We start from the raw sequence: 18,924 nt of genomic DNA on the forward strand, positions 1-18,924 counted from the left end.
GTGGACGACTCTGCTCTCAAGCGCGGCCATGTCTACGCCACTGTCCTGACCGTCTTCCTGTGCCACCCGTTCCTGGTGCACGCGGCGCAACCGCACCATGGGGCGCGGCCACGCTTCATGGCCCAACCGCCGCTGATGCCGGCCACGCCGTACGAACTGGAGCGGGCCGACGGCGCATACTCACCCGTGGAGACCGCGATCCGCCAGGGCCTGCCGAGTAGCCGCCTCCAAGATCCTTCACAGCCCGTCAGTCGAGCTCTTCTGTGGCTGACCGACGTCGGCGCCGGGCGTCTAGGGAGTATCGATGCGGACGACTCCGATGGACTCCGGTTCCGGCCCCAGCCCTTCGAGATCATCGTCGGCATCTTCGAAGCGTCGCACGGCCTCGGCGACCTCGTGGTAGCTGGATTCGATGCAGAATTCGTTACCCTCCGGGTCAGCCAGCACCACCACCGCCAGACCGCAACTCCGGTTCGTCCAACGCTTCTCGATGACTTTCGCGCCCAGGGCAGTGAGCCGGGCAACCTCGACTTCCAGCGCTCCGTCAACAGGGTTCAGCCACAGTCGCGTCCTGCTCCGCGGCCGCACTGGAGCGCGTTCCTCCACCAGGTAGAGCCGCATCTCCTGCTCGCCGCGCGGAGCAATGTTCACCCCGTCCGCCCCAGGCCCGATGGGGACATCCAGGACGGCGCTCCAGAATTCAGCCAGCTTCAGCGTATCTGTGCATTCCAGCTCGACCACACGCATCGTCAGGCCCATCTGCCGAATGTACGCCCAGGTTGCCAAACCGGCAGTCGCGCCGGTGAATGCAACCACCACTGCAACCACGGAGCAGTACCTCGCGCTTGCTCACGAGGGAATCTCAGTTCTGCGGCCTCCCGTTGTGCAGCCTTGCTGACCCACAACTGGCAGTCGGGGACCATTCGAGAGATGCCGACAAGCGACGCCCCGTGCGACGTCAAGAACTCGACGGCCTCCCGCAGCGCCACGGGGGTCCCGATCTCGGCCCGCTTCAACAACTACTCCCCGCCGTGGAGACCCCTTCCAGCCTGGCGCCTGACCAAGCTCACCTCTCCCCCGTTCCGGCCAAACTCACCCGACCCCACGCCGCAGCGCCCAAAAAACGTATCGCACTGAGCAAGCGGTAATCCCTCATTACGGCACGGCCCAAGCACGGCCCAAGCACGCGCCCTTAGCCACCCTGCTCCCGACTGCACACTCGGGGCACCAGATGCTCCTCAAGGCGGATATCGACATAGATCGACTCCGAAATCGAGCCTACGCAACAGCTCGCCATCCGAAGCCATCCGCCGCCTGATCCACGACACGCGAGGTGACACCATGACTACCCGTCAGATTTAGCTGACGGGTAGTCATGAATGTCAGCATTGAGTCAGCACGCACCCCGCCAGAGGTGGTGACAGGTGGCGACACATGCACATGCACCAATTCGACCTGCACCACCTCTGAACTGCAAAGATGCTGGCCAACCCGCTACACCCGCAACACCGCCACCAGCCTGGTGTCAATGGAAGCCGAAGAGGTATCGCGGCCAGCATCCTGCGAGGTCGGTGTGCCCATGCGCCCGCCGCCTGGGAGTCCCTTCTTCTCTGGACTTGACCCACTCCTCGCCGAGCCTCGACGGCGGTTCCACGAAGGGCGATGGTGGCGGACACGTCCGAGCCGTTGAGGATCACCGCACCGCTCAGCATGTGTGCCGGCCACGTGGCACGTGCCCCTGAAGGCTGTCGACGGCTCTGGTCAGCAAACAGGCAGCTGACGCCAAGATCCGGACCATGTACGGACCAGCTCTCTCCCGGCGACGGTCACAACCACCGTTTCAGCACGTCAACACCACCATGAACCCTGTACCACCAACAGACGAAAAACCTTCTGGTGTCGTACTCGCCGAAGAGGCTCGGGTTCTTCTAGAGGACCGTGGGCAGGCGCCTGGCCCGGGCTTCTGCCCGTCATGCGCCTCTCCGGGCCGGGTCGGGAACGGCTGCCGGGTCCGCCTCCGCCGCTCTCGCCACCCTGGCCGTGGCCCGCGTCCTCGCCGTGCTGGGCGGCGGAGAGGGATCGGCGGTCCTGAGCCATCAGTCCGGGCGGGACTGCGCCGTCGCCCGCGCACCGCCGTCGTTCGCTTCGGGTCCCTGGGGGGAGCGTCGGGTGTCCATCTCGTGCCAGACGGGGAAGGTGAACGGGAACATCGTGGCGACGAGGTAGGTACAACCGAAGACGAGCAGAGCGGGTGCCAGTCCCACGTGGTCGAGCAGGACGCCCGCGGCCAGTTGGCCGATCGGGATGGCCGCCAGCGCGCAGGCGACGATGAGGCTGAGGGTTCTGCCCTGCAGTCGGGACGGAATCCGGTCGTAGACCACGGCCATCATGACGGGGGTGAGCATCCCCGAACCGAGGCCGCAGATCACCAGTGCGGGCAGCAGGAGCGCCGGCGGAGGGCCGACGGCCAGCAGCAGGAAGCGGGGGGCACCGACGACGGCGAAGCAGAGGGCGAAGACCGCTCTGCGCGACCACCGGTGGCCGGTCCAGCCGTAGAGCGTCGCACCCGTCAGCGCGCCGACACCGGACGCCGTGATCAATGCACCGAGCAGGGTACTGCTGTGCAGCACGCGCGCACCGTAGGCGGGGTAGAGGACACCGTTCAACCCGCCGTCCATGGCGTTGGTGACCAGCAGCATGGCGGTCAGCGCCAACAGCAGCCGGTCGTGCCGCAGAAACCGGAAGCCGTCGCGGAGGTGCCGCATATACCCGTTGTCGGAGAAGGTCGCGGTGGGGGGCGGGGCGGTGGGCGGACGTGGGACGAGGGTCAGGACGAGGACGGCGGACAGCAGGAGGGCGGCTGCGTCAACGTACAACACCGGTACCGGACCGATGGTCGCGATGAGGGCGCCGGCCAGTGGCGCACCGAGCATCGTGCCGATTCGCCTGCCGCCTTCGAAGGAGCCCGTTCCGCGTTCCACCGAGGTCCCGGCCAACGCGATCGCCTCGGCCACGAGCACCTGCTTGGCGGTGTCGGCGGGGCCGCGGGTCAGCCCCATGGCGAAGGTCAGGACTACCGCGGCGGGCAGTGACAGGCCCAGCGTCGCGTGCGCGACCGGCATGGCGGCGACCGCCATGGCTGTGAGCCCGTCCGCGCCGATGCTCGCCCGGCGGGCACCGACGCGGTCCACGACCGGTCCGCCGAAGACGGCCGAAACCAGCAGTCCGAGCGTCTCCGACGCGGCGACGAGCGCTGTCTGGGTACCGCTGCCACTCACCCGCAGGACGAACCAGGGGATGGCCAACAGCGTCATGGCGAGCCCGAGCGCCGAGATGCCCGATACGCCGACGAGTGCCACAAGGGGGGCCCGGCTGTTCACGGCTGCTCCGTTTCCGTGGTGTTCGGCCCTGTGGACGGGAGCCCGCACCGGCGTGCGGTGCGGGCTCCCGTCCTCGGCCGGGTCGGCGGTCACTGGTGCCGCGAGATCACCCGGCGGCGTCCATGGCCAGACGGAGGCTCAGCGGCCGCATGTCGCTCCAGACCTGGTCGATATGGCTCAGGCACTCCTCCTGGGTGCCGCGCACGCCGATCTCCTTCCAGCCGCCGGGGATCTGCCGGTTCACCGCCCAGATCGAGTACTGCTCCTCGTCGTTGACCACGACGGTCCATTCCTGGGTGCCCTTGTCCTCGCTCATGTGCGGTCTCCTCGTGACGGTGAATCGTGTGAAGGTGAATCGGTGGGTGGGTGGTGGGCCGGGTGGGGTCGGTGCATTCCGGTCATGGCCCTTCGAGAGCCGTGGCCATCAGGGCGGCCAGTTCAGCGGCGTGTGGCGGGTCCACCAGGGTCTGGTGGTTGCCGGGGATGCCGATCGTGTGAACCGAGCCTTCGGTGCGGACGGTCCACTCCTCGGGGTCGATGAGCGGGGTGCGCAGCACCGGGTGCTGTTCGGCCACCGCGAAGACGTGGAGGTCGGTGCGGACCTGCCCGGTGACGCGGTGCAGGGCGGCTGCCCGTTCGTTGGCGGCGGCCACCCGGACCATGCGCCGCATGGCTGCGGTCTCGGCGCGGCGCGGGAGCCGGCCGTCCTCGTGTCCCTTGCGGAGCAGGGCCGCGATGGCCTCTTCCTCGTCGAGCCCACGCAGGTCTTCGGCGTCCAGGCCGGCGGCGATGCCGAGCTGGAGGAGTCCGGTGGCCCCGCCGATGTTCTCCTCCTGCGGCCGGACGGGCCCGCGTGCGGGGGCCCGGGTGTCCATCAGGCCCAGAAATGCGACCTGTTCGCCCTCGGCCTCCAGACGTGCCGCGATCTCGAAGGCGACCCGGCCGCCGAACGACCACCCGGCCAGTAGGTACGGTCCGTGCGGGGCGGCCGGTCGCAGCTCGGAGAGGTAGCGGTCGACCATGTCGGGCACCTGGTGCAGCGGCGGCTCGTCGGTGTTGTAGCCCACCGACTCGATGCCGTACACCTTCCGCCGGCTCCCCAGGCCCCGGGCCAGTTCGAGGTAGCAGCAGACATCGCCGCCCTGCGGGTGAACCAGGAACAGCGGCGGCTGTGCAGGGTCGCCGTCGGCGAGCGGCACCAGCAGCCGGTCCCCGGCGCCGGCCGGCAGGGCCTCGCACATCAGCTCTACCGTCGGCTTGCGGAAGACCACGTGGAGCGGGAGCGCGACGTCCATCTCCCGGCGAATCGCCTCGATGAGGGCGAACGCCTTGAGGGAGTGCCCGCCGAGGGCGAAGAAGTCGTCTCGCACGCCGACCGGCGTGACCCCCAGGACGTGTTCCCAGATGCGGGCCATCCGAAGTTCGGTCCGGTCGCGGGGGGCCTGCAGAGGGCCACGGTTCCCTGGCAGGTCGGGGGCGGGCAGTGCCTTGCGGTCGAGTTTGCCGTTGACGGTCAGCGGCAGCTCCTCCAGGTCCACGAAGCGGGTGGGCACCATGTAGCCCGGCAACCGTTCGTGCAGGGCCTCGGTCGGCTGGACCGGTTCGAGGTGGCCCGGGTCCCGCACGACGTAGCCGACGAGCACGGCGTCCACCCCCTCGCCGTGGACCGCGGCCGCCGCCTCCGCCACGCCCTCGCAGTGCGCCAGCGCCGCCTCGATTTCGCCGAGTTCGATGCGGTGGCCTCGGATCTTGACCTGGCCGTCCCCGCGGCCGCGGTACTCGAGGGCACCGTCCGCACGCCACCGGACCAGGTCGCCGGTAGCGTAGAGGCGGGTACCGGTGCCGAACGGATCGGGGACGAAGCGCCGCGCGGTCAGGCCGGGCCGTCCCGCATAGCCGCGGACGACGCCCTCGCCTCCGATGTACAACTCGCCCTCGACGCCCACCGGAACGGGCTGCATCCGCTCGTCGAGCACGTACACGTGCGTGTTGGTCAGCGGATGCCCGATCGGCACGGCACCCACGTCAGGTCCGGCGTCCGGTGTGCCGTGCAGAGGGTGGGCGGTGGACCAGATCGTGGTCTCCGTGGGCCCGTAGACGTTCCAGACCGGGCCGACGCGCTCGCGCAGTCGACGGGCGAGCGCGGGTGGCAGCGCTTCGCCGCCGGTCAGGGCCCGTACGCCGGGGCCGCCCTTCCAGCCGGCCTCGGTGAGCAGGTACCAGGTCGCCGGTGTCGCCTGCACCACCGTCACCCCCGCGTCGTCGAGGCGCTCGGTGAGCAGGGAGCCGTCGCGCGCGGTGTCCCGGTCCACGACGTGGACCGTCGCGCCGCGGGTCAGCGGCACCAGCAGCTCCAGTACCGAGATGTCGAACGAGGCCGTCGTCAGGGCGGCGACGGTGTCCGTCGTGGTCAGCTCCAGCCGCTCGGCCATGTCCAGGGCGAAGTTCTCCAGTCCCCGGTGCGGGACCATGACGCCCTTGGGGACACCGGTCGAGCCGGAGGTGTAGATCACGTAGGCGAGGTGGTCGGCGCCGAGGCCGAGGACGGGAGTGGTCTCGGGCTGCTTCGAGATCGACGCCCGCTCCGCCGCGACGTCCACGACGCGCACGCCCTCGGCGGCCGGGACCCGATCGCGTGCGGCTCCGGAGGTCAGGAGCACCCGCACCGCGCTGTCGCCGACCATGAAGGCGTTGCGCTCCCTCGGATGGTCCGGGTCGATCGGGACGTATGCGCCGCCGGCCTTGAGGACCGCCAGCAGGCAGAGCGGCAGGTCGATCGAGCGTTCCAGGCACACGCCGACCCTGATGTCCGGTCCCACCCCCATGGAGCGGAGGTGGTGGGCGAGTTGGTTGGCGCGACGGCCCAGGGCGTCGTAGGTCAGCGACTGCCGTGCGTCGCTGACCGCGACGGCGTGCGGCGAGCGCTCGCACCGGTCGGCTATCAGCTCGTGGAGGCGGGTGCTCCGGGGGAGGGCACGGCTGGTGCGGTTCCGCCCGACGGTCACCCGGTGCCGCTCGGTCGGGTCCAGCAGCGGTAGTTCCGCGACCGCCCGGCCGGGGTCGGCCGCGGCGCACGTCAGGACCCGCTCGAAGGAGCGGATCAGGCGCAGGATGGTGGCCCGGTCGAAGACGTCGGTGGCGTACACGGCCCGGCCGCCGAGCCCGCCGGGTTCCTCGGACAGGTAGAGGCTCAGGTCGAACTTGGCAGCCCCACCGCCCAGTTCGACCGGTTCCGCGTCGAGGCCGGGCAGTTCGACGGGAGAGGCGGTGTCGTCGTTGAGCACCAGCATCACCTGGAACAGCGGATTGCGGCTCAGGTCGCGTTCCGGCCGGACCGCTTCCACCAGGCGTTCGAAGGGCACGTCCTGGTGGGCGTAGGCGGCCAGGGCGGTGTCCCGGGCCCGTGCCACCAGCTCGGTGAAGGTCGGGTCGCCGGACAGGTCACCGCGCAGCACCAGGGTGTTCACGAAGAACCCGATCAGCGGCTCCAGTTCCGCGTGGTTACGGCCGGCGATCGGGGCACCGACCGCGACGTCGTCGGTGCCGGCCCAGCGTCCGAGCAGCGTCTGGAAGCCCGCCAGCAGGACCATGAACAGCGTCGCGCCGTTCTCCTTGCCGATGTCCCGGAGCCGGTCGAGCACCGGCCCGGGGAGGGTGAAGTCGACGTGGTCGCCACGGCCGGAGGGGGCCGGCGGGCGTGGCCGGTCGGTCGGCAGCTCCAGGGGGGCGACGCCGGTCAGGCGGTCGCGCCAGTAGGCGAGGTCCCCCTCCGGTGCCGCTCCGGTCATCCGTCCGCGCTGCCAGCTCGCGAAGTCGCGGTAGGTGACGGCGAGATGGGGCGGGGCGGGTCGGCGTCCGGCCGTCAGGTCCCGGTAGTGCGCGAACACCTCGTCCCACAGCAGGCGGGCCGACCAGCCGTCGAAGACGGCGTGGTGGACGACGACCACCAGCAGGTGGTCCTCGGTGGCGAGGCGGATCAGCCGGGCTCGGATCAGCGGCGCGGTGCAGAGGTCGAAGGGGGCCTTGGCGTCCTGCTCGGCGAGTTCCCCGGCGCGCCGCTGGGCCTGGGCGTGAGGCAGGTGGGAGAGGTCGGTGCGGGCCGGGGCGAAGGCGTTGACGGGGGCGACGACCTGGCACAGGCCCCCGCCACCGAGGCTCGGCCCGCGGTTGATGAAGCTTGAGCGCAGCACGTCGTGGCGGGCGACGACGGCATGCAGCGCGGCGATGACGGCGTCCTGGTCCAGTGGACCGCGGAACCGGACTGCGGAGGGCATGTTGTAGTCGGGGCGGCCCGGCTGGAGCTGGTCGAGCAGCCACAGCCTCTGTTGGCCGAAGGAGACCGGGGCGGTGTCGGTCTCCCGGTGCCCGATCGCCCCGCCGGCGCGGGCGGTGTCGTCGAGTGCCCGGGCGAACGCGGTGATCGTGGGGTACGTGAAGACCATCTGCAGGGGGATTTCCCGGCCGAGTCGGTGCCGCAGCCGCGCGGCCACCTGTGTGGCACGCAGGGAGTGGCCGCCCAGCTCGAAGAAGTCGTCGTGCGTCCCGACGCGTTCGCGGCCCAGTACCTCCTCCCAGACGGACGCGATGGTGCGCTCGACGGCGTCGGCGGGAGCGCGGTAGGCGCGGCGCTGCTGCTCGATGTTGGGCGCCGGCAGGGCCTTGCGGTCGACCTTGCCGTTGGGAGTGAGCGGCAACGCGCCCAGCTCCACCACGGCCGAGGGCACCATCGCGGCGGGCAGAGTCGCACGCAGGAAGTCCAGCAGGGCGGACCTGCGGTCCTCCGGGGAGGGCTGTCGCCCGTCGGGAGAGCGCCACACCACGTAGCTCACCAACGTGCGCTCCAGTCCCTCGCCGCGGGCCGCAGCGACGGCCTGAGCGACGTCGGGGTGGCGCGCCAACACGGCCTCCAGCTCGCCGAGTTCGATCCGGTGCCCGCGGACCTTGACCTGGTTGTCGCGTCGGCCGTGGAACTCCAGGGTGCCGTCGGCCCGCCAGCGGGCCAGGTCGCCGGTGCGGTACATCCGCTCCCCCGGCGGCCCGAACGGGTCGGGTACGTAGTGCTCGGCGGTGCGCCGCGGGTCATGGAGGTATCCGCGAGTCACCCCCGGCCCGGCGATGCACAGTTCTCCCACCGCTCCCGGCGGCAGCACCTCCAGGTGCTCGCCCAGGACGTAGCACCGGGCGTTGGGGATCGGCTGCCCGATGGGGATTCGGCCGTCCTCGACGTCCCGGTCGGTCACCGAACGGAAGGCCGAGGTGTTGGTGCATTCGGTCGGCCCGTACTGGTTGACCAGGACGAACTCCGCGCCCAGACGGCGGGCTCGGCGTGCGTGGGCGGGGGTCAGCGCCTCGCCGGTCGTCATCACCAGGCGCAGCGCGGACCCCGGTGGCCGTACAGCGGTGGCGCCGAGGGCGTCGAGCATCGAGGGGACGATCGAGAGTACGGCGGTGACCTGCTGTTCCTCGATGGCGGCCAGCAGCGCGTGGGGGTCCTTGGCTTCGTCGGGAGGCATCACCACGACCCGCGCGCCGACGGACAGCGGTGCGAACAGGTCGCGCACCGAAGGGTCGAAGGTCAGCGCGGTGCGGGCGAGGACGACGTCGTGCTCGTCGATCTCGAAGGTGCGGGTGAGGTAGGTGAGGTAGTTGACCACTCCGCGGTGCGGCACGGCAACGCCCTTGGGACGACCGGTGGAGCCGGAGGTGTAGATCGCGTAGGCGAGGTCGGCCGAGGAGGCGGCCGGCGGCAGGTTTTCGCCGGACTGGGCAGCGATGCGGGACCGCTCCCGGTCCAGGTCCAGCACGGGTACGCCGCTGAGCCCGGCCGGGGTCGCGGTACCGGAGTCCTGGGTCAGGGCGAGCCGTGCCCGGCTGTCCGCCAGGATGAGCGCGATGCGGTCGGCGGGGTAACCAGGGTCCACGGGGACGTATGCGCCGCCCGCCTTGAGTACGGCCAGTACGGCGACCACCGCTTCCGGCGTGGCGTCCAGCACGACCGCGACGGTGTGACCGGGCCCGACCCCTCTCGCGCGCAGGCACCGGGCGAGGCGGTTGGCTCGGGCGTTCAGCTCCGCGTAGGTGAGCTGCCGGGTGCCGCAGGTGACGGCGATGGCATGCGGGCGCCGGCGGACCTGGTCCTCGACGAGTTCGTGCAGCAGGCGGTCACGGGGGAAGTCGGCGGTGGTCGTAGGGGCGTCGAGTACCTGGTGCCGCTCGGCCGGGCTCAGCAGCTCCAGCTGGGAGAGCGGCCGCGTCGGGTCGGAGGCGGCACTGGTGAGCAGCCTGACGTAATACTCCGCCAGGCGCTCGACGGTGGCGCGGTCGAACAGGTCGGTGGCGTAGTGGATGGTCGCCGTCAGGCCGTCGGGGCGCTCGGTCAGCGCCAGGCTCAGGTCGAACTTCGAGGTGCCGTTGTCCACCTCCAGCTGTTCCACGACCAGGCCGTCGATCCGCAGGGCGTCCGGTAGGTCCGGGTGGAGCTGGAAGAGGACGTCGAAGAGGGGGTTGCGGCTGGGGTCGCGGTCCGGTTGCAGTTCCTCGACCAACGTGTCGAACGGCAGGTCCTGGTGGGCGTAGGCGGTCAGGGCGGTGTCCCGGCTGCGGGCGAGCAGTTCGGTGAAGGCGGGGTCGCCGGACAGGTCGGTGCGCAGCACCAGGGTGTTGACGAAGAAGCCGATCAACGACTCCAGCTCGGCACGGTTGCGGCCGGCGATCGGGGTGCCGACGGCGATGTCGTGCCGGCCGGTGTAGCGGGCGAGGACGGCCTGGAATCCGGCGAGCAGGGTCATGAACAGCGTGGCGCCCTTGCGCTGCCCCAACGCGACCAGGCTCGTGTGGAGTTCGGCGGGAAGGCGGAAGGAGACCACGTCACCCGCTCCGGAGCGCACCGGCGGCCGAGGGCGGTCGGCGGGCAGTTCCAACTGGGGGACGTCGGCGAGCCGGTGGCGCCAGTGGTCGAGTTGGTCGGCGAGTGCGCCGGCGGCCATCCGGTCCCGTTGCCAGGACGCGATGTCGCCGTACTGGAGCGGGAGTTCGGGGAGTTGTAACCGGGTCCCGCGAGCGGCTGCGGCGTACCCGGCCGCCAGTTCGTCCCACAGCACCGGTATCGACCAGCCGTCGGCGACCGTGTGGTGCAGTACCAGAGCCAGCATGTGTTCGTGCTCGGTGACGCGGATCAGCCGGGCGCGGATCAGTGGCGCCTCCGAAAGGTCGAACGGGGTCGCGGCGTCGGTGGTCGCCAGATCGTGCGCGCGGGCCCGGGCCTCGCCCTCGGGCAGATCGCTCAGGTCGGTGACCACGGGGACGAAGGCGGTGACGGGTTCGACGATCTGGACGGGCAGGTCGCCGTCGTGTTCGTAGCGGGACCGCAGGACCTCGTGGCGGCGTACCACCTCCGTCAGCGCGTGGAGCAGAGCCCGGTCGTCGAGCCCGCCGCGGAGTCGGGTGACGACGGGGATGGTGTAGTCGGCCCGGCCGGGCCGGAGTCGGTCGAGGAACCACAGCCGCTGCTGGCCGTAGGACAGCGGCGCGGGGGTGTCGGCCGTCCGGCGGGCGATGGTGGTCGCGGCGGTGGCCCGGCCGCCGTCGAGGGCTGCCGCGAAACCGCTGAGCGTGGGGTTTTCGAAGAGGGTCCGCAGCGGGACGTCGGTGTCGGCACGGGTGTTGAGGCGGGAGATGGCGCGGGTGGCCTTGAGGGAGTGCCCGCCCAGGGTGAAGAAGTTGTCCAGCCGCCCGATGCGGTCGGTACCCAGCACGGCGGACCAGATCTCGGCGACGAGTTCCTCGGTGGCCGTCACCGGAGGCTGATGGACCACGGTGGACTCCGCCACCGGCGGCGCGGGCAACGCCCGGCGATCGAGCTTCCCGTTCGGCGACAACGGAAGCACATCCACGACCACAAGAGCACCAGGCACCATGTAATCGGGCAGCGCGACCGCAAGATCGCCACGCACCGCATCCGGATCCACCGTGGCACCCACAGCACCGACGACGTACCCCACCAGACGCCGGTCACCGTCCCCGTCCTCATGCACCACGACCACGGCCTGCGACACCTCCGGACACCGCACCAACACCGCCTCGATCTCCCCCAGTTCGATACGGAAACCACGGATCTTGACCTGGTCGTCGGTGCGTCCGAGGTATTCGACGGCGCCGTCGGTGCGCCAGCGGGCCAGGTCTCCCGTGCGGTACATCCGCGTGCCCGGAGGCCCGAAGGGGTCGGGAAGGAAACGGTCCGCGGTCAGTCCACCGCGGCCGGCGTAGCCGCGGGCCAGGCCCGCTCCCGCCAGGTACAGCTCGCCCGTGGCCCCCACCGGCAGCGGCGACAGCTGCGGATCGAGTATGTACAGACGGGTGTTCCAAATGGGCCGGCCGATCGGAACGGTGGCGGAGCCGGGCCGGCACTTCCAACTGGTCACGTCGACCGCGGCTTCGGTCGGTCCGTACAAGTTGTGCAGCGGGACGTCGAGCACCCGCCAGAAGTCCTCCTGGAGACGGACGGGCAGCGCCTCGCCGCTGCAGACGACCCGGCGCAGCGAACGGCAGTCGGCCGCCGACGGCTCGTCGACGAAGGCACGCAGCATCGAGGGCACGAAGTGCACGGTGGTGACGGCCTCGTGCCGGATGACACGGGCGAGGTAGGCCGGGTCCTGGTGTCCCTGGGGCCGGGCCACCACCAGCGTCGCCCCGTACAGCAGCGGCCAGAGGAATTCCCACACGGAGACGTCGAACCCGAACGGCGTCTTCTGCAACACCCGGTCCGTGCCGTCCAGTTGGTACGACTCCTGCATCCATGCCAGGCGGTTCACGATCGCGCCGTGCGTCACCACCACGCCCTTGGGACGACCGGTGGAGCCCGAGGTGTAGATGACGTAGGCGGGGTGTTGCGGCAGCAGCGGGACCGTGCGGTCGGCCTCGGCGGGGTCGCGGGGGCTGAGGCGGTCGAGTTCTCCCAGGAGGGCCGGTTCATCGAGCACGAGCCGCGGCGTCGCCGCGCGCTGCGGCATGGACGGGTCGGTGTCGGTGCTCGTCAGCAGAAGGTGCGGCGTCGCGTCCTCGGTCAGGTACGCGATCCGGCCGGCAGGCAGGTCCGGGTCGACGGGCAGGTACGCGGCCCCCGACTTCAGGACGGCCAGGATGGCGACGACCATCTGCGTGGAGCGCCGCAGTGCCAGTGCCACGGTCTTCTCCGGCCCGGCGCCCCGCGCGATCAGGAGATGCGCCAGGCGGTTGGCTCGCGCGTGGAGTTCCTCGTACGAGAGCGCGTCGCCTTCGAAGACGGTGGCCGTGCGGTCCGGAGTCCGTCGGGCCTGCGCCGCCAACAGCTCGGGCAGGGTGGCGTCCGGCACCGGATGGTCGGTGGCGTTCCACTCCCCCAGCACCCGGTCGCGCTCCTGGTCCGAGAGCAACTCGATCCGGCCGACCGCAGTGGTGGGGGCGTCGACGACGACGGACAGCAGGCGTTCCAGCAATCGGGCGATCGCAGCCGCCGCCTCGGGTGCGATCGCGTCGGCGCGGTGGTCCACGTGGAGTCGCAGCCGCCTACCGGGGACCGCGATCAGGTTGACGGTGTAGTGGGTCGCGTCCGTCGCCTTGATGTCCGTCAGCCGAAGGCCGCTGGCCAGGTCCGCCAGCTTCGCCCGGTCCAGGGGATAGTTCTCGAAGACGACCGTGGTGTCGAAGAGCGTGCCGAGGCCGGACTCGCGCTGGATGTCCGCCATACCCAGGTGCTGGTGGTCCAACAGGAGGGCCTGTTCGTCCTGGAGACGGGCCACCGCCTCGATGAGCGGCTCGTGGGGCCGGACGGCGAAGCGCACCGGGAGCGTGTTGATGAGCAGGCCGACCATGGTCTCCACCCCGGGGATGTCCGGCGTGCGTCCGGATACCGTCCCGCCGAAGACCACGTCGTCGTGCCCGGTCAGTCGGGCCAGGAGGACGGCCCACACGCCCTGCACGACGCTGTTCAGCGTCACTCCGGCGCTCCGGGCCCGCGCCACCAGTCGCGCTGTCAGCTCTTCGGTGAGCTCCGCGGTCACGCGCTCGGGCACCGCCTGGAGCCGGTTGCGGTCGACAGCGGCCAGGATGGTCGGCTCGTCCAGACCGCCGAGCGCCCGCCGCCAGGCGTCGAGGGCCGCGGTCCGGTCCTGCCGGGCCAGCCAGGCCAGATAGGCGCGGTACGGAACCTCCGCGTGGGCGGTCGGTGTGCCACCACCCTCCGCGCCGTGATCGCGGTAGGCCGTGCACAGCTCCTCCAGCAGCACCGCGGTCGACCAGCCGTCCGACAGGATGTGGTGGTTGGTCATGACGAGGTGGTGGCGCCGGGCGCCCATCCGGACGAGGGTGAAGCGCAGCAGCGGTGGGCGGGCGAGGTCGAATCGCCGGGCGCGGTCCGCAGCCAGCAACTCCTCCAGCGCGGTCCGGCGCTGCTCCTCGCCGAGCGCATGGAAGTCCAGCTCCTCCATGGGGATTTCGCAGGCGCCGAGGACCACCTGTACCGGCTCGGAGACTCCGTGGTCCGTGAATCCGGCCCGCAGGCCGGAGTGCCGTTGGAGCAGCCGGTGGCAGGCACGGCGCAGCGCCACGGTGTCGAGCGGGCCGTCCAGGGTGAGGATCAGCTGCCCCGTATAGGCGTCCACGTCCCGCTCGTCGTAGGAGGAGTGGAAGAAGATTCCCTCCTGCAGGGGGGAGAGGGGCAGGATGTCCTCGATGCCGGGGACGCTGCCCACCAGGTGGTCCAGCTCGGCCCGGCTGACGCGGGCCAGCGGGAAGTCCTCCGGTGTGTTCCGGACGACGTCCCGGCGTGCGGCCGCGGTCACCACGAGCTCCAGGGCCCGGGTCCAGGCGGTGGCCAGCTCTCCGACCTCGGCCTCGGACAGCACCGCATCCGGCCAGCTCCAGGTGGCGGTGAGCTCGGCGTGGTCGGCGTGGTCGCGGACGAGCGCGTTGACCTCCAGGCAGTGTTCCAGGGACATGCCGGGGTCGGTGTCGGCGCGCAGCTGCTCGGCGTCGGGGGCGATGGCCCAGTCGCCGTCGTGGTGGGCGGTGAACCTGCCGAGGTAGTTGAAGAGGATCTGCGGGCGGGCACGCCCCGTCAGCTCGGCCTGTGTGCGCGGGTTCGAGTAGCGCAGCAACCCGTACCCCCAGCCGCCCCGCGGCAGTTCGCCGAAGGTGGCCGCCACCTGTTCCACCGCCCGCGCCAGGACGGCCTCGTCCTCCCATGCCCGGGCCGCATCGATCCCGCCGAGGTCCAGGCGGACCGGGAACTGGCTGGTGAACCAGCCGACGGTTCGGGAGACGTCGAGCCGGCCGGTACCGGCGTCGCGGCCGTGCCCTTCCAGGTCGAGCAACAACGGCGTGGAGCCGGTCAGTCCGCGTCGGGCACGCCAGTGGTCGGCGGCGAGGGCGAGCGCGGTGAGCAGGATCTCGTTGACTCCGGTGCCGAAGGCGGCGGGGACGGTCGAGAGCAGCGGACGCACCAGCTCCGAGGGCATGGACAGCGTCAGGTGGCGGGCCGTGCCGGCGGTGTCGCGTACCGGATCGAGCAGGCGCTCGCCCAGTACGGGTTCGCAGGCGTCGAGCACCCCACGCCACCAGGGCAGTTGCCCGGTGATGTCCGGCGACTGGGCCAGCCGGGCCAGGTCGTGCGCCCACGTGCGGAAGGATGTACCGACCGCGGGAAGTTCGGGCCGCCGGCCAGCCGTCACGGCCTCCCAGGCGATGGCGAGGTCCGGCAGCAGGATGCGCCAGGACACCCCGTCGACGACAAGGTGGTGCACAGCCAGCAGCAGGCGCCCGGGGCGCTCGGATCCCGCATCGCACCACACGGCCTGGAGCATCACCCCGGCGGCCGGGTCGAGCCGCCCGAGCGCGGTATCGCGGGCTTCGGCGATCATGGCGTGCGCCGTCGCCTCGTCGGCCCGGGAGATGTCGATCCGGGAGAACAGCCGAGCCGCGTCCACCGATGCGGGCGGCTGCACGGTGCCCGACCACGGGGTGGCCGGGTCGTCCTCGAAGGTCATCCGCATCCGCAGTGCGTCGTGGTGATCGAGGAGTGTCCGGACGGCGGCGGTGAGGTGCTCTTGATCCGCTTCTGCGGGAGTCTGCAGCAGCACCGACTGGCTGAACCTGTTCACCGGGCCGCCGGTCTCCCGAAGCCAGTGCATGATCGGAGTCGGCGGGAACTCACCGTTCGCGGCGCCGTGTTCCTCGCCCGTCGGCCGGTCGCCCTCCTCGCTCTCGCGCAGCGCGGCCGCCAGCGCGGCGGGCGTCTTGTGGGCGAAGACGTCGCGCAGCGCGATCTCCAGGCCCGTCTCGCGCACCCGGCTGACCAGGGCGATGGCGGTGATACTGTCTCCACCCAGCGTGAAGAACGCGTCGTCGGCGCCGACCGCGGGCAGTCCGAGCACCTCGGCGAAGAGCCGGCACAGGGCCGCTTCGCGCGCCGTGCGGGGATCGCGGCCGACCGCTTCGGGACGTTCGGGCTCCGGCAGCGCCGCGCGGTCGACCTTCCCGCCTGCGGTCAGCGGAAGGCGGTCGAGGGCGACGTAGGCGTGCGGAACCATGTAGCCGGGCAGGGCCTCGCCCAAGTGGGCGCGCAGCGCATCGTCGTGCACCCCGTGGCCGTGCCGCGCCACCACGTAGGCGACAAGGCTGCGGCCGGTGCCCGGGGTCTGCCGGGCCACCACCGTCGCCTGGGCGACGTCCGGATGGCGCAGCAGCTCCGTCTCGATCTCGCCGGGTTCGATGCGATGCCCGTTGATCTTGACCTGGTGGTCCACCCGCCCCAGGAACTCCAGCTCGCCTTCGGGCGTCCAGCGCACCAGGTCCCCTGTCCGGTACATCCGCTCCCCCGGCCTCCCCCACGGGTCCGGGACGAACCGGTCCGCCGTCAGACCACCGCGGCCCAAGTAGCCGCGGGCCAGCCCGGCACCGGCGACGCACAGTTCGCCCGGCCGGCCGGGGGGCAGCAGTCGGAGCTGCGGATCGACCACGTAGACCCGGTGGTTGGCCATCGGTCGGCCGATGGACGGCGACTGTCCTCCAGATGGGGCCAGGCACTGCTTCATCGTCACCGACACGGTGGTCTCGGTGGGTCCGTAGGAGTTCCAGAACTCTCGTCCCTCCACCGCCCAGCGGTCCACCAGCTCGCCGGAAGGCGCCTCCCCGCCGACGGACACCAGCCGCAGCGCCGGCAGTTCGCGCGGGGTGAGCAACGGCATCAGGGCCGGCGGCAGGTCGGCGACGGTGACGTTCTGGGCGACCAGCAGGGACTGCAGTCGCTCGGCGTCCACCCGCTCCTCGTCGGTGGCCAGCACGAGCGTCGCTCCGGAGGCCAGGGCACCGAACATCTCCAGGACCGAGACGTCGAAGGTCAGCGCGGCGAAGCCGAGGAACCGGTCCGTCGCGGCTATGCGGTACGCCCTGACGTTCTGGGTGACGAAGTCGACGGCCGCCCGGTGCTCCACCAGTACACCCTTGGGGCGGCCGGTGCTCCCGGAGGTGTACAGCAGGTAGGCGCCCTGGCCCGGCACGACGGTCGGGACGGGAGCGGGCGCCGCGCCGCCCCGGCCGTCGGGCACCCGGCCGACGGGCATCTGGGACACCGCGAGCGACGACAGTCGCCCCTCGCTCTCCGGTCCGCTCACCACCAGCCCGACGCCGGCGTCCCGGGCGATGAACTCCAAGCGGCGCCCCGGCAGTCCGGGGTCCATCGGGACGTAGACACGCCCCGCCTTGAGCACCGCCAGCGTGGCGGAGACCAGAGCCACGGAGCGACGCAGACAGATGCCCACCCGCTGTTCACGGGTGGTGACGGCCCGCAGTCGCCGGGCCAGTTCGTCCGCCCACGTGTCGAGTTCCCGGTAGCTGATCTCGTCGCCGCCACAGCGGACCGCCACCGCCTCGGGGGTGCGTCGGGCCTGCTCCTCGACGAGCTCGTGCAGACAGCGGTCCACGGGCGGGAGCACGGCTCCGGCCCCCGACTCCAGCAGACCGGACACGTCTTCCGGGGACAGCAGGGCGAGCTCACCGATGGGGGTGTCCGGATGCGCCGTGGCCAGATCCTCCACGAACCTCACGAAGTGGCGCTGCTGCACCGAGAGTTCGTCCGACCCGCAGCGCGCCGCGTCGATCTCGAAGCCGAAGGCGACGGCGCCGTCCTCGCCACGGTCGTAGACGTTGACGGCGAGGTCGTCGATCGGACCGGTGGACAGGTTGTGCGCGAAGGTGCGACATCCGGCGAAGGTCACGTCGTAGTCGAAAGCCATGATGTTGACCGCGACACCGAACAGCTTCCCGTCGACCGCAGACATCCCCAGGTCGCGCTGGAGGTCCTCGATCCGGTAGCGCTGGTGGGGCAGGGCCTCGCGCAGGGCCCGGGACGTGGTCCGGATCAGCTCGTCCACGCACATCCCCTCCCGCACGGACACCCGCAGGGGAACCACGTTGGCGAACATCCCGGGCACGTTGTGGGCCTCGGGCGTGCGCTGCCGTCCGGTCACCGCCAGTCCCACGACCACGTCCTGGGCGCCGCTGACCCGGTGCAGATACGCCGCCGTCGCCGCGAGCGCGGCGGTCTTCCACGTCGTACCGGCCCGCTGGGCGGCGGCCCGCAGGCCCTCCGTGCCCCGCGCCGACACACTGCGGTGGCAGCGCACGACGTCACCGCTCCTGGCATGGCGGAGGGGGGCGAATCCGGTCGGCTCGGGCCGGTCCGCCATGCGCGCGAGCCAGAACGCCCGGTCCTGCGCGAACTCCTCCGACGCCCGGTAGGCGGCCTCCTCCGCACGCATCCGGCTCAACGGAGTGTCGCCGCCCGGCCACAGCGGCGCTCCCTCGGCCAGCGCCGTGTACGTCTCGGCGACGCGGCGCGCACTGAGCGCCATGCCCACCCCGTCCATGACGAGGTGGTGGTAGCGGTGCATCCAGAAGTACCGCTGGTCACCGACCCTGAGCAGGGCGTGCCTGAAGAGAGGACCGGTACGCAGATCCATCGGCCGGGCCATCTGGGCCCGCATCCACTCCTCGGCGACCACCGGTGCGTCCCGGTGCGAGCGGAAGTCGGCGGTGGCCGGCTCCCACACGGGTGGATCGGCGGCGACCTGTCTGACGTCCTCGCCCCCGGCGTCGAACCGGACGTGCAGCGACTCGGTGTGCGCCACTACGTGCCGCAGCGCCGTTTCGAACAGCTCCGGGTCCACATCGCCACGGATGTCGAGGTATTCACCCAGGTCGTAGGCGACGCCCGTCGGGTCAAGCTGCTGCGCGACCCACACTCCGTTCTGGGCGGACGACAGCGGAAGGCCGGCGGGCTCGGCGGCAGCCATGGCGTTTCCCAACCTCTCGTGGTAGTTGCGACAAGAGCAGCCGACATCGCGGAAGTCGCCATCCCCCTCAGGCGTGGCCCCCGACCTCCGTCCGTGGCCCACAGGCACGCAGGAGGCCGGTCCATGACTCGCGATGCGGTCCGGATCCTGCGGAACAGGGCGTCCGTCCGGTCGGCTGTGGGCACAACTCTGTGCACAGGGGAAGGCCACTGGCACCA

4 protein-coding genes and 1 pseudogene are annotated in these 18,924 nt (G+C 71.2%); 1 reads left to right on the forward strand and 4 read right to left on the reverse strand.

All coding sequences use genetic code 11. From position 1 onward, the window contains the following. Window positions 1–51 precede the first annotated feature (51 nt). A pseudogene (locus ACFVT2_RS08805) lies at window positions 52–213 on the forward strand (phytanoyl-CoA dioxygenase); the annotation flags it as partial. A gap of 78 nt (window positions 214–291) precedes the next feature. Here ACFVT2_RS08805 and ACFVT2_RS08810 read toward each other — a convergent pair. The 4 genes from ACFVT2_RS08810 to ACFVT2_RS08825 all read right to left on the reverse strand — a co-directional run bounded on the left by ACFVT2_RS08810 (window position 292) and on the right by ACFVT2_RS08825 (window position 18,706). Then, window positions 292–759 (reverse strand): VOC family protein, encoded by a 468-nt coding sequence (locus ACFVT2_RS08810; protein ID WP_390013959.1) that lies wholly within the window; start codon window positions 757–759, stop codon window positions 292–294. Window positions 760–2,096: 1,337 nt separating this feature from the next. Next, on the reverse strand, window positions 2,097–3,380 hold the full coding sequence (locus ACFVT2_RS08815; RefSeq protein WP_390013962.1) for an MFS transporter: 1,284 nt from the start codon (window positions 3,378–3,380) through the stop codon (window positions 2,097–2,099). A gap of 106 nt (window positions 3,381–3,486) precedes the next feature. Further along, window positions 3,487–3,696, reverse strand: a complete 210-nt coding sequence (locus ACFVT2_RS08820; protein WP_331246234.1) for an MbtH family NRPS accessory protein — start codon at window positions 3,694–3,696, stop codon at window positions 3,487–3,489. 82 nt (window positions 3,697–3,778) lie between these two features. After that, the gene (locus ACFVT2_RS08825; RefSeq protein WP_390013964.1) at window positions 3,779–18,706 is read right to left on the reverse strand and encodes an amino acid adenylation domain-containing protein; all 14,928 of its coding nucleotides are present in this window, start codon (window positions 18,704–18,706) and stop codon (window positions 3,779–3,781) included. Window positions 18,707–18,924 lie beyond the last annotated feature (218 nt).

It is taken from the genome of Streptomyces sp. NPDC058000, from assembly GCF_042886435.1.
In the GTDB taxonomy this organism is placed as follows: Bacteria; Actinomycetota; Actinomycetes; order Streptomycetales; family Streptomycetaceae; genus Streptomyces.